We start from the raw sequence: 16,830 nt of genomic DNA, 5'->3' as shown, positions 1-16,830 counted from the left end.
CCCTTATTTAACCGTTAATGTTATATTGTCAATTAATCTTACATTTTCAAACTTAACTGCAATAGCTAAAATGATTCTTCCTTCGACTTTCTCTACCATTGTTAATGACGGATATGCATATAAATCCGCATAATCTACAGTGCCTTTCGTATGCGTCTCAATATAATCTTTCACAAGATTTGTAATGATTTCCGGATTACGTTCACCTGCCTCAATTCTTTCTTTCGCTATACATAGGCTGCGGTATAAATGAAGAGCCTCTTCACGTTCATCTTGTGATAGGTACACGTTACGAGAACTTTTTGCTAAACCATCTTCTTCCCTTACAATATCAACTGGTACGATTGTAACTGGAATATTGAAATCAGTTACAAATCCTTCAATTACTGCAACTTGTTGAGCATCTTTCATACCGAAATAAGCACGTGTTGGCACCGTAATATTAAATAGTTTCATCAGTACAGTTGCAACACCAGCGAAATGACCAGGTCTTTGTTGACCGCATAATACGTCCGTGCGCTTCACAACTTCTACTGTTGTTGTTTGTTCTGCTGGATACATTTCTTCTACACTCGGATAAAATAAATAATCTACACCGTTTTCTTTTGCTACATTTTCATCTCTATTAATATCACGAGGATATCGATCTAAATCTTCATTTGGGCCGAATTGTAGTGGGTTTACAAATACACTTAAAACTACAATTTCATTTTCTTCTCTTGCCTTACGTAATAAAGTAGCATGGCCTTCATGTAAATAACCCATTGTTGGAACAAAACCAATACTCTTTCCACTTGCACGAAGTTCGCTTGTAATTTGCTGCATCTCTTGCACTGTAGTTACGATTTTCATTATTGTTTTCCTCCGTATAACGCTAAGCATTCTTCCTCTTTCATTGTGAACGAATGTTTTTCTTCAGGAAATTGCCTTGTCTTTACTTCAGTAACATATTGTGAAATCCCACGCACAATCTCCTCTTGAACAGACGTATATTGCTTCACAAATTTCGGAACACGATTTACGCCGTATGAGATAAGATCATGATAAACAAGCACTTGCCCATCTACTTTTTGCCCTGCACCAATCCCAATTGTTGGTATTGTTAGTTGCTCTGAAATAAGTTCTGCTAACTGCATTGGTACACATTCTAACACAAGCGCTATTGCACCAGCTTCTTCACATTTCTTTGCATCTTCTATTAATTTTTTTGCACTCTCCGCATCTTTTCCTTGCACTTTATATCCACCCAACACTCCTACAGATTGAGGGGTTAAACCTAAATGCGCTACAACAGGAATTCCTGCGTTCGTCAAATATTGAATCGTCGATATAACTTCTCCAGCACCTTCTACCTTCAGTGCGTGTGCCCCGCTCTCTTGAACGATGCGACGTGCATTCACCATCGTTTCTTGTAATGATACGTGATACGACATAAATGGCATATCAGTTACAATAAACGTCTCTTTCGCTCCACGGCGTACAGCTTTCGTATGATGAATCATATCCTCTACTGTTACAGGTACTGTTGAATCGTATCCGAGTACAACCATTCCAAGAGAATCTCCAACTAGAATCATATCAATTTCAGCTTCTTCTGCTAATTTAGCAGATGGATAATCATACGCCGTTAGCATTGTAATCGGCTCACCTTGCTCTTTCATCTTCAAAAAATCTGTTTTTGTTTTCAAAAACTACTCCTCCTTTATGCAGGAGAGAGGAGATGGCCGAAATCATATAAAAAACCCCTCTGACCATAAAAGGGCAGAAGGGTTGTGTGTTAGTCGGCATTATTCATCCCTCTGTCCCAGTCCGTTATTGGATCAAGGCAGAATCCAAGTTATTATTTTTCGTATGACTTCGAATCATGGTGCAGTTCGCTCTGATACTGCCCACATTCGAACTAATTATAGCAAACTACAAAAAGGAATTACTACATTTTTTTGAAAAAATAATTTTTTATTCTTATTACGGTATATGAAATTTAACACGAGAGTATATATGCTATACAGTTTTTATGGAGAATTCAATCCTGAAAAGATACATGTTTTTTCAACGCATGCTAAAAAAGTCCAAGTTAATTTTTTCTGTAATCCATTTAACTGTATAGTATAACTCTTAAACTAATGATGCAGGTTAATTGAGGAAAGTACTTAACAAAGGAGAATTGCGGATGTCTATGAACAGGTGGTTATTTCGATTCAGCAGTTTGCTTGTAATGATTGTATGGTGGATGTCTTTAGGATCCTCCCATGTATTTGCCTCAGTTACTGTCGTAACACCCCCCACCGATTTAACGAAAGTGATTGAGGTTGAACTAAATGATGATTACTTTAATCCAAATGTTATCACGATTCCGCTTGAAGGATCAACAACATTACTATTGAAAAATAAAGGTAAAAACGAGCACACCTTTACAGTGAAAAAACTCGGCATTGACGTCGTAATCGAGTCAGGAAAAGAAAAGAATATTACCGTGAAACCTAAAAATACTGGTACATATGAATTAATATGTCGATACCATCTTCTTAAAGGAATGGCAGGCAAAGTAATCGTCAAATAACATGTCCTGCCAACTCGACGGAAGATATTTTGAAATGAACTTTAAATATGAAAAAAATTTATTATCATGTTACAAATTCAACTCAAAACTATTGAAATAAAAAGAAGTTCCAAAAGAGGAACTTCTTTTACTTAATTTCAATATCTGCAGAATGAATATGATGTACTTTCCCCTCATGATCCTCCAGAAGTAATACACCATCCTCTGTGATTCCTTTTGCTAACCCCGTAATTGTCTCTCTCATCGTTCGAGCGGTAATTTCTTTCCCGATGCTCACAGCGTAACTTTCCCAAAGAATTTTAATGACAGAGAAACCATTTTGTAAATACTCTTCATATAATTTTTCTAGTTGTAAATAGATTTGTTGCATAAGTTCTGCACGAACAATCGGCTTACCTGATTCAATCGCTAATGAAGTAGCAATGTGCTGAATTTCTTCATCAAAATGTTCTTGCTTTTGATTCGCATTAATACCAATGCCCATAATGACAGCATTAATTTTATCAGGATCCGCTTGCATTTCTGTTAATATACCTACAGCCTTTTTACCTTGAATTAAAATATCATTTGGCCATTTTATTCCTACGTTTACACCCGTGCATTTTTCAATTGCCTGTGCAACACTAACGGCCGCTAACAAAGTAAGTTGCGGTGCATGATGAACTGGGATTGATGGGCGTAAAATAATACTCATCCAAATCCCTGTTCCTTTCGGTGAATGCCATTTTCTGCTTAAACGACCTCTTCCCGCTGTTTGTTCTTCTGCTACAACGACAGTTCCTTCTTCTGCACCTTCATAAGCAAGTTTTGCTGCAATGTGCTGCGTTGATTCAACAGTTTCTTCAAAATACACTGTTCTACCAATCCGCTTCGTTTGTAGCCCTAACTGAATTTCATTAGCGGTCACTTTGTCTGGCTTACTTGCAATTCGGTAACCTAATCGACGCACAGCTTCAAGTTCATATCCCTCACTCCGCAGATCCTCCATATGTTTCCACACAGCAGTTCTTGAACAACCAAGTTTATCACTAATTGTTTGGCCGGATACAAACTCGCCATCCGCTTCAGAAAAAACTTGCAATAACTGCTTTCTTATAGTAGATTGCATCCTTGTAGCCACTCCCTTATACGCTCTTTCTCATTAACTACGTTTCCTTGTACGATTGCTTCTTCGATTTTCTGAAGCATCTCAGCAACCCACGGACCAGGCTTTTTGTTTGCCCAGTTTAATAAATCATTACCAGTCACATTCATTTCTTGACGCTCCTGGATTGGCAATGCATGAAACATTGATTGTACTCGTTCAACAGATGTAGGGTCATAGCGTTCAATCATCGCTTCATATACTCTCTCTGCCATTTCAGCGATATGAATTCCCGTTTTATAAAGAAGGACTGTATCCCAATCCTTCTCCTTTCTAGTACGGATTGTCAATAAAACTGCAACAATATCTTTTATTTTTTTATTCGAAAACTTCCATTGACGTAAAAAGACAGATGGATGTTCTTCTCCGATACAATATAAGAAAAATGCCCACGCCTCAATATCCGTTTCGAAAGAATCCCATTTATACTGCGTAGCTTTTAACAGTCTCTCTTCTGACATTTGTAAATATGGCAAATGAGAAAATAGCTTCGTCTCTACTAATTCTTTGAGACCTTTCACACAATATGTACCAGTTAACAGTTTCTCAAACTCTACTGTAATACGCTCAATTGCTATATGTTCTAGCAAATGCCCATACGTTTCAATCGCTTGCTTCGTTTTCATTTCTAATGAAAAACCTAACGTGCTTACAAACCGAATACCACGCATCATTCGCAGGGCATCTTCTTGAAAACGATCCGCAGCATTTCCAACTATCACAATTTCTCTCTGTTGAATGGCTTCCTGTCCAGCAAATAAATCGACCATTTTGCCTTCTTCTGTCATAGCAATTGCATTCATCGTGAAATCACGACGTTTTAAATCCTCTTCTAATGAACGAACAAATTGAACACTACTAGGTCTTCGAAAATCTTCATATTCGCTTTCTGTTCGAAAAGTAGTTACCTCATAGGGCTCACCATTTTCTACAACAATTACAGTTCCATGCTCAAGACCAACAGGAACATTTCTTGGGAATATAGCCATCACTTCTTCTGGTAGAGCAGATGTCGCAATATCAATATCTCCAATCGGCCTATCGATAATAAGATCTCGTACGCTCCCACCAACAAAATAAGCCTCATGTCCTTGTTGCTTTAATGTCTCAATAATAGAACTAGCTTTTTTAAATCTTTCCATTTTTGTCATCCCTTAGTACGTCATAGTAAATCGTTTCATATTGTGAAACAATTTTTTCTGAGCGAAATTGCTCATAAACACTTTCTCTTGCTCGTTCTCCCATATTACGGTGAAGTTCCTCGTCCTTTAATAGCTGAATAGCTTGATTTGCCACTCCTGTTGTATCGCCAACTTCACATAAATATCCTGTTTCCCCGTGTTGAATAACCTCTGGAATACCTCCAACCCGCGTTCCGATACAAGGTACACCACACGCCATTGCTTCTAATAAAACAAGACCAAAACTTTCCTTCTCTGATAGAAGCAACATTAAATCACTCATCGCAAGTAGTTCTGCAACATTATCTTGCTTCCCTAGGAATAAAACGCGATCTTCAATATGTAAATTCTTCACTATCTGTAAAATCGTACAGAATTCTGGTCCGTCTCCAACAAGAAGCAACTTCGCATCTACTTCTTTAACAATTTTAGCAAATGCGTGAACAACATCCTGCACACGTTTCACTTTACGGAAATTCGAAATATGAATAAGTACTTTTTCACTCTCACTTATACCATATTCTTTCTTTAATTGAGACATATTACGCTTGAAATATACACGTTCGTCTATAAAGTTATATACCGTTTGAATTTCTTTACTTGGTTTTACAAGCTCATGTGTTTCGTTAATTAATGAATGCGAGACAGCAGTAACAACATCCGATTGCTCAATACCAAAACGAATTAAATTATTTAACGAAGGGTCGGAACCTAACACAGTAATATCTGTTCCATGTAAGGTTGTAACAATTTTAATACGCTCTCCGATCATTTGTTTTGCTAAATATGCACAAATTGCATGTGGTATTGCGTAATGCACATGTAAAATGTCTAAGTTTTCTCTTTGTGCAACCTCGGCCATTTTACTTGCTAACGCTAAATCGTATGGTGGATATTGAAATACAGAGTATTGATTTACCGTCACTTCATGAAAATAAATGTTTGGATATACTTTATTTAACCGGAATGGTAAACCCGATGTAATAAAGTGAATTTCATGCCCACGTTCCGCCAATTGCTTTCCTAATTCTGTTCCAACAACTCCAGAACCACCTACAGAAGGATAACATGTAATACCTATTTTTAATTTCATTTACATCCCCCTAATAAATCAGCATGTAATAAAACCGGTTTCTTACTCATAAATCCCTCGGCATACAAGACTCCAACTTCTTTTCCAAACATCTTCTCACGAGCAATCACAGTTTCAACGTAACCTTCTGTTAACGGTGTCTTAACACCATCACTCCCTGTTGAAAACTGACTTTCATACGCTTCTAATGCTTCCACCTTTATAGAGAGGTACTCACTTATATCTATACAAAAATTCGGTTTATGAAAACCATTAATCATATAATTATAAAAAGACTCCACACGATGTGGTGAAAGTTCCGGCATATATTTACGGATTCCTGCTGAAAAAATAGCCTCTTCCACAAGCTTTGCACAATTTGCATGATCTGGATGGCGATCTTCATAGTACGGCGCAAAAACTAGTTTTGGTTTATATGTACGGATCACCTTGACAATTTCACGTATATACTCTTCTTTCATATACAAACCACGGTCTGGCATCGCTAAATTCAGCCTCGTTTTTACTCCCATTATACGAGCTGCGACCTTCGCTTCTTCTTTTCTCAACTCTATCGTTCCATTTGAAGAAAGATCAGCTTCTGTTAAATCACAAATACCTACTTCATACCCTTGCTTTGTATATTTAGCGATGGTACCAGCCATGCCGATTTCAACATCATCGGCATGAGCACCAAACGCTAATATATGTAATCCACTCATAATTGTTCCCCTCATTTTCTTAACTTACGATAATCTAAATCTCCTCGCTCTAATGCGTGCATTAACATTTCAGCACTTGCCATATTCGTTGCAAGTGGAATCGCATATACATCACATAAACGAAGTAATGCATTCACATCCGGTTCATGCGGCTGTGCTGTTAATGGATCGCGGAAGAAAATCACCATATCTAAATCGTTCTTTGCAATCATTGCACCAATTTCTTGATCTCCACCAAGAGGGCCAGATTGATATCTTGTTACAACTAATCCAGTCGCTTCCATAATGCGAAGCCCTGTCGTTCCTGTTGCAAATAATTCATGTTGTTCAAAAATTGGTTTATATGCGTATGCAAACGAAACCATATCATTTTTCTTTTTGTCATGTGCGATTAAGGCAATTTTCATCCGTTGTCTCCCCTTTAGTCGATAATATTTTCTAAACCGTACACAAGATGATCAAGGTTCATTACTGTCTCAATTGATAGTTTTACACCTGACATAAATGATGCACGATTGAATGAATCATGACGAACTGTTAACATTTGTCCATCTCCACCAAACATTACTTCTTGGTGTGCAATAAGCCCTGGCAAACGTACACTATGAATGTGAATACCGTCTACATTTGCACCTCGTGCACCTGCTAGTTGCTCTACTTCATTTGGATGACCTTGCTGCTTTGATTCACGATTTTGACGAATTAACTCTACCGTTTTTACAGCTGTACCAGATGGTGCGTCTAATTTTTGATCATGATGTAATTCAATTACCTCAACATCTTGGAAATATTTCGCTGCCATTTGTGAGAATTTCATCATAAGAACTGCACCAATTGCAAAGTTTGGAGCAATAATTGTTCCTACTGCTTTTTCTTTTGCATTCTCTGTTAAACGTGCCAATTCTTCTTCTGTAAATCCAGTTGTACCAATAACCGAACGAATTCCACGCTCAACTGCAAGTGTAACGTGTTGTTTCCCCACTTCTGGTGTTGTTAAATCTAACAACACATCTGCTTCTACTTCATCTAAACAAGTATGTAAATCAGCGTAAATCGGCGCATGTAATGCTGGCATACCAGGTAAATCAGAAATCTTCTTACCACCATGCTTATAATCCACTGCTGCTACTAAATTAAAATGTTCCGTTCTTTCCATAAGAAGGACTGCTTCATGTCCCATACGTCCTCTTGGTCCGGCGATAATTACTTTAATTTTTTTCATTATTCTTTCTCTCCCTCATCAATACGTGTCCAGCGATCTTTATCACGTGTATTAAATTTATTCATTACAATATTATGTGCTGTCTCTAAATCAATATTTAAACTATTTGCCATACAAATCATAACAAATAATACATCTCCAAGCTCTTCTTCAATACTTCTTTCTTTTTCAGTTGTTTTCTTCGGTTTCTCGCCATAATAATGATTTACCTCTCTTGCAAGCTCTCCCATTTCTTCCGTTAAACGAGCCATCATTGCAAGCGGACTGAAATAACCTTCTTTAAACTGACCAATATATGCATCTACTTCTTTCTGCATATCTTTCATCGTTTTTGCTTCCATACTATTCACCTCTAATCCTTCCTCTTTCATGTTAGCCAATTCATCGCGATTTGACAAATATTATTCCCCGCCAAACACCTATTTGCGACCCATTTTTGGATAGACTATAATAAAGTGAAACTTCTTTTGCGATTTTTTTGCAAAAGATTAGTTGAACTAATCGGGTTCCTACGGCTGGTTCGCCTTTCTTCAGAGCTTTATCTCCTAACAGCCGTTGGTACGGGGTAAAGTGAAACTTCTTTTGCGATTTTTGCAAAAGATCAGCCCACACCAATCGGGTTCCTACGGCTGGTTTGCCCCTCTTCTTTGCTTCATCTCCTATCAGCCTTTAGAGCGGGATAAAGTGAAACTTTCTTTTGCACTTTTCACAAAAAATCAGTCCACATCAATCAGGTTCTTACTATTTTCACTAGCAACTAGAAATTACTTATTATTATGTTTTACCGTTTCAGCGGAGCAATGCAATCATTACATAATTAGGGGGATTTCTATATGACATCAAAATTGAAGATGCGAAATATTATTTTTATTTTAATTGGTTCCGCTATATTTTCTTTCGGTATTGTCAATATCAATATTGAAAACCACCTTGCAGAGGGTGGGTTTACTGGTATTACACTATTATTGTATTTTTTATTTAAGTTTGATCCTTCCTACTCAAACTTAATTTTAAATATCCCTATATTTTTTATTGGCTGGAGGTTACTTGGCAGAACGACATTTTTATATACATTAATTGGAACCTTTAGCGTATCTTTATTTCTATGGATTTTCCAGCGTTACGAAGTACTCAACTTACATTTAAACTTGCAAAATGATATGACACTCGCAGCTTTATTCGCCGGGGCATTTATCGGTATCGGCCTTGGAATAATATTTAAATATGGCGGGACTACTGGCGGTGTAGATATTATCGCACGACTAGCGCACAAATATGTTGGCTGGAGTATGGGGAAAACAATGTTTATGTTTGATGCTGTCGTTATCGTCGTCTCTATTCTTACATATTTATCATACCGCGAGGGCATGTATACGCTAGTTGCTGTTTTTATCGGTGCTAAAGTCATTGATTTTATGCAAGAAGGAGCTTATGCTGCCAAAGGAGCGACTATTATCTCAGAGAAAAACGATGAAATTGCTGCCAAAATTTTATCTGAAATGGAGCGCGGAGCAACCTTTTTAAAAGCTGTTGGATCGTATACAAAAGTGGAACGTAATGTATTGTATTGCGTTGTTGCTAAAAATGAAATCGTGAAATTAAAGAATATCATTACTTCTGTAGATCCTCATGCTTTTGTCGCTGTAAGTGATGTACATGATGTAGTTGGTGAAGGATTTACGTTAGATGAAAATAAAAACCCTTTACATAATTAAATGTAACTAGAAAAGCGCCTTAGCTTTTCTAGTTTTTTATTACAAGTCTTTTAAGCTTCTCAAAATCCTCATGAATAAGCTCCAATAAACTCCGATTATAAAAAATGGAAGCTGGATGAAAAGTCGGAAAAACATGATATTCTTTCTCTGACCATGTAAACTCTGCACTTTGCATATCCTTTAATTTTTGAATGGGCTGTTTTAATAATTGCCCGTGTACATCTGTGATTTTTTTATTTTTTCCTGTTAAACGTTGAAGACCGATATTTCCAAGCGTGACGATAAACTTCGGATGTATTTTCTCTAATTCATAATCTAACAAAGGCGCATGGGCAATTATTTCTCCCTGATTTGGCGTTCTATTATACTTTTTTTGTATGATTTCACCATTTCGTTCTTTTTTCTCTCGCCATTTATAAGGTCTACTCCGAACAGCGCTCGTAATATATACTTCTTCCCTTGTAACGTGAATACGCTCTAAAAAAACCATTAATTGTTTTCCCGCCCTCCCGCTAAACGGAATCCCATTATGAATTTCTGTTTCACCAGGTGCTTCTCCTAACAACATAAATTTGGGATTTTCAGGACCTTGTCCACTTAAAAAACCTTCTAGTTGATAAGGAGCACTACGCTTTTGCACTTGTTTTACTAAATGGTCTGGATATTTCATTTCCCCCACCACCTTTCCGCATTACTTCTATTATTTCTATTTGCAATACATTATATAATTCAATCCACACAACAAAAAAAGACTATCAAAATTGATAGTCTTTAGTCGTCGCTACGCTGCATACCAGTATACATTAATACGAGACGTAATAATTCAAATACAGCTACAGCTGCAGCTGCTACATATGTTAATGCTGCCGCATTTAATACTTTACGAGCTTGCCCATATTCATCTGTTGATACAATACCTAACGCTTCAATTTGTTGCATTGCGCGCTTTGACGCATCAAACTCAACTGGCAATGTAACGAGCTGGAACACAACACCTGCTGCCATTAAAATGATACCTAATAACAATAGTTTTGACATTGTCGCAAATATACCAATCATAATAAATACCCATGATATATTCGATCCAAAATTAGCCACAGGAACTAACGAATGACGAATACGCATAAAGTTATAATCTTGTGCATCTTGAATTGCGTGTCCTACTTCGTGTGCTGCAACTGCTGTACCAGCAACTGAATGTCCATAATAGTTATCTGTTGATAATCGAACCGTCTTAGCGGTTGGATCATAATGGTCTGATAAATGACCTGGTGTTTCTTCTACAGCTACGTTGTATAATCCATTTTCATCTAAAATTTTTCGAGCCACTTCCGCTCCTGTCATACCTGATGTTGAATAAACTTGTGAATACTTGCTATAGGCACTACGTACTCTTGACTGTGCATACAACGGTATGATCATTATGATCGCGAAGTAAATTAAATAAAACATCATGAACCTCCATTGAAGTTTTAATTATAGTACTTCTCATTCTATTTTCTTCTGCCACTATTGTCAATGAATAAACCTTACAATCCATATCTTTATTTATTGCATTATCTATTTTTAGAATGTACATTACTTTTTCTTTTTTCTCTCTCTCCTTTATACTTTCTCCATCCAACATAAGTTAATGTGAATAAAATAAGTCCCCCAGTAATTGTCATAAACCAAATGAGAGAGGGTGCAATTTCATCTTTTTTTACTGTGTGAAATATCTTTTGCAAATCCCCTTTAATAATCCCTAATTGCATTTGGCCGCCTTTCGTTTTTAACATAACGTTACGAAATTCATCTAAATAAGATAAATGAACATTTACACGCTGGACCTCGTTTTCTGGCAAAGCAATCATTAAGCTTGGATAAATAATATTGAATTCATTTAAAAACGTATTTAACGTTTGTTGAAACTGCCCAGCATCTTCTTTTTCCATCGCTTTTTCCATTTGAGAAAAGGCATCCATTACTTTCCTTTCTCTTTCCATCCAAAGTGGTTGATATTTCGATACTTGTGCATCAACAGCAAGTTGTAATGCCAGCACATTATCAATTTTAGCTTGCTTACCTAAACCTTCTTCAGAGAGCGATTGTTGCGCCTTATCGTAAGCTAAAGAAATAACTCTAACTTGATCTGGTGTTACTTCCTGCTTCTTTTCATTCCCCTTTATTAAAAACTGCTCCGAGAAATGTTGTAATACTTGTACCGCTTTTTCATCTTCATTACGCTTCACTAACTGTAACGAGTCGTCTAACAACCCTGTTAGCTCATTCCACTCTTCAGCATATATACGTAACGGAAACATTATAATTAGAAATGCTATCAATCCAATTAATGTTCTCTTCATCCCGGTCCCCCCTTAACTACTAGTACAAAATATGTTAATTTGGACAAGAATAGAACAGAACTAGACCGAAAAATATATTATCGTTTTACAAAGAAAAAAATTCTCTTTAAGCAGAGAATTTTTTCTGTGACATCCTTTTCTTTTTTACGAGATATCTATATAAACTGTAACAAAGTATACTCCCACCTAAAATGAATAATAAAATAGCACACGCAGCATGCATAAAGAACTCTTCTGGTAACATTAATATAATTGGATCCTTTTCAGGATCAAAAACCCAATAATCATTACTAAATAAAAGTTTATGGAATAATACAAAACTCTTTTCAAAATTAATAGCAATTGGTAACATAAGCGCTATCGGAAAAATGATTGTTAAAATCGATCCGTGCAGTAAAAACTTTTCATTTTTCTTTTTTAATAAATAAATTCCGCCTATCACTGCAATCATAATTGTCGCATACATCACATATTGAATCTTTACTAAAATATTTTTAACATCTACAAAATGAATACGGCCATTTGTGGACATATCTAATGTGGGCAAATGTAATGCTCCGTCATAAAACGGGGATAAATATGTAATAAGCACATCGTAATTTCTTTTAATTTCATCCTTCGTCATATCCGCTAAATCAGGAATATTTAAAAAATCAATTTCAAAATAATACAACCATTTTCCATACACAACTGCCGTTGTTGCTAGTGCAAAAATAGAAAATGTTATGCTATATGAAACAACTAAAGTAATCAATCGATCCAATATTTTTGTACCACTCTTATTTTTCTCCATGTTCTCCCCCTAAATGTTCTAACCATCATAAAGAAAATTGTTTTCTTTGCTCACGTAAGCAACAATAATATGTAATACATAGTACAGCAATACTTAACCAAAACGTAAAATAACCAATTTCCTCTACAAACAAATGCATAATTCCATATCGCGGCATTTGCCAAAATAAATAATCAATTGCATCGTTATGCAACGTCCACACAGCTGCTACTATAAAATGCCATTTTTTTATACGATAGAATGGAGCATATAAAAATCCTTGTATTGCCATCGCGAAGTGCGAAAGCATTAACATGTAGCCCATAAGGCCTATAGGCCCTTTTACGTAAATCATAATCGCGTTTACAACAACAGCCCAAATACCATATTTTATTAAAGTTACAATCGCTAACGCTTCTATTAATCCCCAGTTTCTCTTTGCCAAAAAAGCAATTAAAACAAAGACAAAAAAGAGAGTCGCCATAGGACTATCTGGTACAAACGGCCAAAATATAGGTGACGTTTCTTTCAATTGATTTCCGTACCATATAAATCCATAAATTGTACCTAATAAGTTAACAATTAATAAAAATAATAATACCGAGCGTTGTCTTAACATTGCATACAAGTACACCAATCCGTATGTCCAACACCTTTCAAGCAAAGTAATTCATTCACTAAATCCTACTCTATTATAACAAACTTCATCCAACTAAATAAAAAAGCTGACTACAAATTTTGTAGTCAGCTTTTTTATTATTTTTTATTATACTTTGCAACGAATTCCGAAAGCTTCTTCAGTTCCTCATCCGTACCTTTAAATACACCTTTAGGCATTGAACCTTTTCCCTCTTTCGCAATTTTAGCAATTTCTTCTGGCTTTAAAGTTAAGTTTTGCAGTGCCGGTGCTGCTGCCCCGCCTTGTAAATTGTCACCATGACATGTTAAACAAGTATTTTTTTGCATTAATTTATAGCCATCATCATTTTTATCAACTGGCGCTGTTTTTACAATTGCTCCTTGTTTTTTTGCAGCTTCCCAGTCATGGTGTGCTACAGATTCCCAAGTTAAAAAGATAATCGATGCAATTGCTAAAAGCATAAATCCAGTTGCCACAGGACGCTTCAATGGACGTCTTTCTGGACCTCGATCAAGAAATGGAGCTAACAGTAATGCTCCAAACGCAATCCCTGGCATAATAAATGCTCCAATTACAGTAAATGAACCGGAAGCATACGAATACTTTAATAACTGATACAAGAATAAGAAATACCAATCTGGAAGTGGTATATATCCAGCATCTGTTGGGTCCGCCATTCTCTCAAGCGGCGACGGATGCGCCACTGTTAAACATAAATAACCGATTAAAAAAACTGCACCAACCATCCATTCTTTTAACAAGAAGTTCGGCCAAAATGCTTCTGTTTTCCCTGGGTATTCAGAATAGTCTTTTGGAATATTTGGTTTCCGAGCTACTGGTACCCGAGAATCTCCTACAAACTTCATCCCTTTGCCGCGATGCATAATCTCCCTCCTTTAGTTCTTTCCCCTTTAATTTAGCAATCTCTTATAGTGGACCGGAAATACCTTGTTTGCGAATCATGATGAAGTGGAAGGCCATTAAACCTAGAAGTGCTGCTGGTAAGAAGAAGACGTGAATAGCAAAGAAGCGAGTTAATGTTTGAGCGCCAACAATTTCGGAATGACCAGCGAGTAATGTTTTAATATAAGGACCAATGAGCGGTGTTTGCTCTGCAATTTGAATCCCTACTTTTGTAGCAAATAAAGCTTTCATATCCCACGGTAATAAATATCCGGTAAAACCAAGACCTAACATAACAAAGAAAATAAGAACACCAACAATCCAGTTTAACTCACGGGGCTTTTTATACGCACCTTGGAAGAAAACTCTGAGTGTATGTAAAAACATCATTACAATTACGAGACTAGCACCCCAGTGGTGCATACCACGAACAATTTGCCCATAAGCAACTTCATTTTGTAAATAGTAAACTGATTCCCAAGCATTTTTAATATCAGGCACATAATACATCGTCAAAAACATTCCAGATAAAATTTGAATTACAGTAACGAAAAAGGTAAGTCCTCCAAAGCAATAGACGAATGCAGAAAAGTGATGTGCCGGGTTTACATGTTCAGGTACTTCATGATCAGCGATATCACGCCATATTGGTGTAATATCTAATCTTTCATCCACCCAATCATAAATTTTATTTAACATCTACTTTGCACCCCCTCTTGGCTTCGCTTTTCCTAGATACAGCGTTCCATCTTTCACTTTAGACTCGTACACATCAAGCGGAGCAAGGGGTGGCGTACCTTTAATGTTAATCCCATCTTTTGTATAACGACCCCCGTGACATGGGCAAAAGAATTGATTCGGATGTGCTTTGTCCGAATTCCAGTTAACTGTACATCCTAAATGTTTACATACTGGAGAGAACGCAACAATGTCTCCGCTTTCATCTTTATGAACCCAAGCTGATTTTGGTTCTTCAGACTTGTACCAACCATCAACCTGCTTCACTTTAAAATCGAAACGCTTCGGCTCTGTTGTAATATCCTTTACTTGCGCAACAGCAACCATATCCGTTCCCGCTTCTTTTCTTAACACCGGATCAAGCGCAAATCGCGTCATCGGCATTAAAATACCGGCAGCCATAAAGCCTCCTACCCCTGTGAGTGTGTAATTTAAAAATTGTCTTCTTGACACGCGATGTTCTTTCTCGCTCACGAAAATTTCCCCCCCTCTATCAGAAATTGTCCCCTCGTGATAAATTATATAAAAAATAAAAACTAGGACACTATCATGATATAATACGCTCATGCACAGGTCAATATCATACTACTCATAATAATAAGAACTTTCTGTTTATTATGAGTTTCCCCATTTCTCTTCCAACATCACCATTATATTTTTTATATGTGCATGAATAACTTCTCTTTTTGCTTGATCACTAAATTGTTCTAATGCTAATGAAGGAAACCAAAACAAATCTCCCTGTAACTCTTGCATATCCTCTTTCCATGAAAAATCACTTGTAACATAAGCAATATGCTTAAAACCTTCACTTCGTAAATGATTTGTCCATTCTTGCAAACGACCTTTTTCATTCTTTTGACTTTCTACCAAATACGTAAACGCAGGCAGTAAAAGCACTCTTCCCTTATACTCTCTTTCCAATTCCGTGCTCAACAATTCGATAAATTCACCTTGTTCTACAACCATTTTCATTTCTTTTGCTGCCGAAATTGATAACAGCGGTATTACTCCTGTATCAACATACTCTCTTGCTTGCTCAAACTGTTCCACATCTTTTACAATCCACTTCAAATTCCTTCCCTCCTTCACTTGCAAATGACAGAACTTTCACTTTATATATATTAAACCATACTAAAAGAGGTAAAAAAAGAAAAACTACCCAATATAGGTAGTTTTTCTTGATGAAAGTCTGAAATTTGTAAAAATTTATTAATCCAAATAAATTCTATAAAGTTTTTAACTCTGCCGTTAATCTATGAAACGCTTCCTTATCTTGCTTATCTAACGCTTCATCAATTTGTTTCAAAAGGCGTTCTCTCCTAAACGAAAATACACTTTCTTCCAAAAACCTTTCTGCAAGTAAACGATCTTTTTCATTTACTTCAATATGCTTTGGTAGATATGGGTTTTCTTCTAATACAGCTACATAATTCGCATTTTGAAACGATGATTTAAAGTTGAGTTGAATATAAATATCCTCATCTCGATTTAAACGAATATCATGAAACGATTTTTCAGCATCTGTTGTCATAACATTTTGTTTAAAAAAGTGAAACGGTGTGTCTTTCACACAATTCGCTGACATCACTAAGCCACGCGGACAATATTTTGCATGCTCTACGAAGTGGACTTTATGCATCAATTGGTCGTGACTCATTAAATAATTCAGAATCCATACACATTCACGCTGTTTCAGTTGGTAATTATTCAAAAACCATTTTACAAAATCCTTCTTCTCGTTTACAGAAACAGGGGTATTCATAGCAATTAAGTCCCTCCTCTGTCTTTCTCTTTTCTTTTTAGATTCAAGAAG

Annotated in this window: 21 protein-coding genes; 2 read left to right on the top strand and 19 right to left on the bottom strand. The window is 36.4% G+C overall.

What is annotated here, in order from left to right; genetic code table 11:
• Positions 1 to 3: 3 nt before the first annotated feature.
• Together panC and panB are read right to left on the bottom strand one after the other, a co-directional pair.
• Positions 4 to 852 carry a pantoate--beta-alanine ligase gene (gene panC / locus V6946_RS08135; protein ID WP_197228623.1) on the bottom strand — a complete coding sequence of 283 codons (849 nt, stop codon included), beginning with the start codon at positions 850 to 852 and terminating at the stop codon, positions 4 to 6.
• Positions 852 to 1,688 carry a 3-methyl-2-oxobutanoate hydroxymethyltransferase gene (gene panB, locus V6946_RS08130; protein ID WP_366981528.1) on the bottom strand — a complete coding sequence of 279 codons (837 nt, stop codon included), beginning with the start codon at positions 1,686 to 1,688 and terminating at the stop codon, positions 852 to 854. The genes panC and panB overlap by 1 nt, the downstream gene beginning before the upstream one ends.
• A gap of 482 nt (positions 1,689 to 2,170) precedes the next feature.
• On the opposite strand from panB, the gene V6946_RS08125 reads away from it, so the two are divergent.
• Complete coding sequence (locus V6946_RS08125; RefSeq protein WP_000062388.1) at positions 2,171 to 2,560, top strand: cupredoxin domain-containing protein; 390 nt, start codon at positions 2,171 to 2,173, stop codon at positions 2,558 to 2,560.
• 127 nt (positions 2,561 to 2,687) lie between these two features.
• Here the strand turns inward: V6946_RS08125 and V6946_RS08120 are convergent, their stop codons facing one another.
• The 7 genes from V6946_RS08120 to V6946_RS08090 are packed head-to-tail and all read right to left on the bottom strand — an operon-like array spanning position 2,688 to position 8,242.
• Positions 2,688 to 3,668, bottom strand: a complete 981-nt coding sequence (locus tag V6946_RS08120; RefSeq protein ID WP_001192063.1) for a biotin--[acetyl-CoA-carboxylase] ligase — start codon at positions 3,666 to 3,668, stop codon at positions 2,688 to 2,690.
• Positions 3,653 to 4,846, bottom strand: coding sequence for a CCA tRNA nucleotidyltransferase (locus V6946_RS08115; protein ID WP_366981529.1), 1,194 nt, complete (start codon positions 4,844 to 4,846; stop codon positions 3,653 to 3,655). Before V6946_RS08115 ends, V6946_RS08120 begins: the two co-directional genes overlap by 16 nt.
• The gene (gene bshA, locus V6946_RS08110) at positions 4,833 to 5,978 is read right to left on the bottom strand and encodes an N-acetyl-alpha-D-glucosaminyl L-malate synthase BshA (protein WP_000768304.1); all 1,146 of its coding nucleotides are present in this window, start codon (positions 5,976 to 5,978) and stop codon (positions 4,833 to 4,835) included. Before bshA ends, V6946_RS08115 begins: the two co-directional genes overlap by 14 nt.
• Positions 5,975 to 6,679: a bacillithiol biosynthesis deacetylase BshB1 gene (bshB1, locus tag V6946_RS08105; RefSeq protein WP_000015673.1), complete on the bottom strand. Its 705-nt coding sequence runs from the start codon at positions 6,677 to 6,679 to the stop codon at positions 5,975 to 5,977. The genes bshA and bshB1 overlap by 4 nt, the downstream gene beginning before the upstream one ends.
• 11 nt (positions 6,680 to 6,690) lie before the next feature.
• Positions 6,691 to 7,086 (bottom strand): methylglyoxal synthase, encoded by a 396-nt coding sequence (gene mgsA / locus V6946_RS08100; protein WP_000684765.1) that lies wholly within the window; start codon positions 7,084 to 7,086, stop codon positions 6,691 to 6,693.
• Between the two features lie 14 nt (positions 7,087 to 7,100).
• Entirely contained in the window at positions 7,101 to 7,901 is an 801-nt protein-coding gene (dapB, locus tag V6946_RS08095) for a dihydrodipicolinate reductase (RefSeq protein ID WP_366981530.1), read from the bottom strand.
• Positions 7,901 to 8,242, bottom strand: a complete 342-nt coding sequence (locus tag V6946_RS08090) for a nucleotide pyrophosphohydrolase (RefSeq protein ID WP_002108639.1) — start codon at positions 8,240 to 8,242, stop codon at positions 7,901 to 7,903. The genes dapB and V6946_RS08090 overlap by 1 nt, the downstream gene beginning before the upstream one ends.
• Before the next feature lie 492 nt (positions 8,243 to 8,734).
• Between V6946_RS08090 and V6946_RS08085 the strand changes: the two genes are divergently transcribed.
• Positions 8,735 to 9,616: a YitT family protein gene (locus V6946_RS08085; protein ID WP_000202121.1), complete on the top strand. Its 882-nt coding sequence runs from the start codon at positions 8,735 to 8,737 to the stop codon at positions 9,614 to 9,616.
• A 28-nt stretch (positions 9,617 to 9,644) separates the two neighbouring features.
• On the opposite strand, the gene V6946_RS08080 is transcribed toward V6946_RS08085, so the two are convergent.
• From V6946_RS08080 to V6946_RS08035, 10 genes are all read right to left on the bottom strand, one after another.
• The gene (locus V6946_RS08080) at positions 9,645 to 10,286 is read right to left on the bottom strand and encodes a uracil-DNA glycosylase (protein ID WP_006924397.1); all 642 of its coding nucleotides are present in this window, start codon (positions 10,284 to 10,286) and stop codon (positions 9,645 to 9,647) included.
• A gap of 101 nt (positions 10,287 to 10,387) precedes the next feature.
• On the bottom strand, positions 10,388 to 11,071 hold the full coding sequence (locus V6946_RS08075; RefSeq protein ID WP_011109966.1) for a zinc metallopeptidase: 684 nt from the start codon (positions 11,069 to 11,071) through the stop codon (positions 10,388 to 10,390).
• Positions 11,072 to 11,172: 101 nt separating this feature from the next.
• On the bottom strand, positions 11,173 to 11,961 hold the full coding sequence (ypjB, locus tag V6946_RS08070) for a sporulation protein YpjB (protein ID WP_000831584.1): 789 nt from the start codon (positions 11,959 to 11,961) through the stop codon (positions 11,173 to 11,175).
• Positions 11,962 to 12,067: 106 nt separating this feature from the next.
• Positions 12,068 to 12,754, bottom strand: coding sequence for a TIGR01906 family membrane protein (locus V6946_RS08065; protein WP_366981531.1), 687 nt, complete (start codon positions 12,752 to 12,754; stop codon positions 12,068 to 12,070).
• Between the two features lie 25 nt (positions 12,755 to 12,779).
• Positions 12,780 to 13,370, bottom strand: coding sequence for a DUF1405 domain-containing protein (locus tag V6946_RS08060; protein WP_025709269.1), 591 nt, complete (start codon positions 13,368 to 13,370; stop codon positions 12,780 to 12,782).
• Positions 13,371 to 13,489: 119 nt separating this feature from the next.
• A complete protein-coding gene (qcrC, locus tag V6946_RS08055; RefSeq protein WP_000554603.1) occupies positions 13,490 to 14,257 on the bottom strand; it encodes a menaquinol-cytochrome c reductase cytochrome b/c subunit in 768 nt (255 codons plus the stop codon).
• A gap of 43 nt (positions 14,258 to 14,300) precedes the next feature.
• Complete coding sequence (gene qcrB, locus V6946_RS08050) at positions 14,301 to 14,975, bottom strand: menaquinol-cytochrome c reductase cytochrome b subunit (RefSeq protein ID WP_000932700.1); 675 nt, start codon at positions 14,973 to 14,975, stop codon at positions 14,301 to 14,303.
• Entirely contained in the window at positions 14,976 to 15,488 is a 513-nt protein-coding gene (qcrA, locus tag V6946_RS08045) for a menaquinol-cytochrome c reductase iron-sulfur subunit (RefSeq protein ID WP_001290418.1), read from the bottom strand. It abuts the gene before it with no gap.
• A 141-nt stretch (positions 15,489 to 15,629) separates the two neighbouring features.
• The gene (locus tag V6946_RS08040) at positions 15,630 to 16,088 is read right to left on the bottom strand and encodes a YpiF family protein (RefSeq protein WP_000871313.1); all 459 of its coding nucleotides are present in this window, start codon (positions 16,086 to 16,088) and stop codon (positions 15,630 to 15,632) included.
• Between the two features lie 154 nt (positions 16,089 to 16,242).
• Positions 16,243 to 16,779 carry a ReoY family proteolytic degradation factor gene (locus V6946_RS08035; RefSeq protein ID WP_001095925.1) on the bottom strand — a complete coding sequence of 179 codons (537 nt, stop codon included), beginning with the start codon at positions 16,777 to 16,779 and terminating at the stop codon, positions 16,243 to 16,245.
• Positions 16,780 to 16,830: the final 51 nt, after the last annotated feature.

Source organism: Bacillus sp. PPSBB_2, assembly GCF_045291115.1.
GTDB classification, from domain to species: Bacteria; Bacillota; Bacilli; order Bacillales; family Bacillaceae_G; genus Bacillus_A; species Bacillus_A cereus.
Note: the sequence above shows the minus strand (reverse complement) of the source record. Positions and strands in the feature narration are given on the sequence as shown.

Excerpts from the sequence above, each read along its gene's own strand:
- bshA (WP_000768304.1), bottom strand. The coding sequence starts at position 5,978 with ATGAAATTAAAAATAGGTATTACATGTTATCCTTCTGTAGGTGGTTCT.
- mgsA (WP_000684765.1), bottom strand. The coding sequence starts at position 7,086 with ATGAAAATTGCCTTAATCGCACATGACAAAAAGAAAAATGATATGGTT.
- V6946_RS08075 (WP_011109966.1), bottom strand. The coding sequence starts at position 11,071 with ATGATGTTTTATTTAATTTACTTCGCGATCATAATGATCATACCGTTG.
- V6946_RS08085 (WP_000202121.1), top strand. The coding sequence starts at position 8,735 with ATGACATCAAAATTGAAGATGCGAAATATTATTTTTATTTTAATTGGT.
- V6946_RS08035 (WP_001095925.1), bottom strand. The coding sequence starts at position 16,779 with ATGAATACCCCTGTTTCTGTAAACGAGAAGAAGGATTTTGTAAAATGG.
- V6946_RS08125 (WP_000062388.1), top strand. The coding sequence starts at position 2,171 with ATGTCTATGAACAGGTGGTTATTTCGATTCAGCAGTTTGCTTGTAATG.
- V6946_RS08090 (WP_002108639.1), bottom strand. The coding sequence starts at position 8,242 with ATGGAAGCAAAAACGATGAAAGATATGCAGAAAGAAGTAGATGCATAT.
- V6946_RS08115 (WP_366981529.1), bottom strand. The coding sequence starts at position 4,846 with ATGGAAAGATTTAAAAAAGCTAGTTCTATTATTGAGACATTAAAGCAA.
- ypjB (WP_000831584.1), bottom strand. The coding sequence starts at position 11,961 with ATGAAGAGAACATTAATTGGATTGATAGCATTTCTAATTATAATGTTT.
- dapB (WP_366981530.1), bottom strand. The coding sequence starts at position 7,901 with ATGAAAAAAATTAAAGTAATTATCGCCGGACCAAGAGGACGTATGGGA.
- qcrC (WP_000554603.1), bottom strand. The coding sequence starts at position 14,257 with ATGCATCGCGGCAAAGGGATGAAGTTTGTAGGAGATTCTCGGGTACCA.
- qcrB (WP_000932700.1), bottom strand. The coding sequence starts at position 14,975 with ATGTTAAATAAAATTTATGATTGGGTGGATGAAAGATTAGATATTACA.
- V6946_RS08065 (WP_366981531.1), bottom strand. The coding sequence starts at position 12,754 with ATGGAGAAAAATAAGAGTGGTACAAAAATATTGGATCGATTGATTACT.
- panC (WP_197228623.1), bottom strand. The coding sequence starts at position 852 with ATGAAAATCGTAACTACAGTGCAAGAGATGCAGCAAATTACAAGCGAA.
- V6946_RS08120 (WP_001192063.1), bottom strand. The coding sequence starts at position 3,668 with ATGCAATCTACTATAAGAAAGCAGTTATTGCAAGTTTTTTCTGAAGCG.
- V6946_RS08080 (WP_006924397.1), bottom strand. The coding sequence starts at position 10,286 with ATGAAATATCCAGACCATTTAGTAAAACAAGTGCAAAAGCGTAGTGCT.
- bshB1 (WP_000015673.1), bottom strand. The coding sequence starts at position 6,679 with ATGAGTGGATTACATATATTAGCGTTTGGTGCTCATGCCGATGATGTT.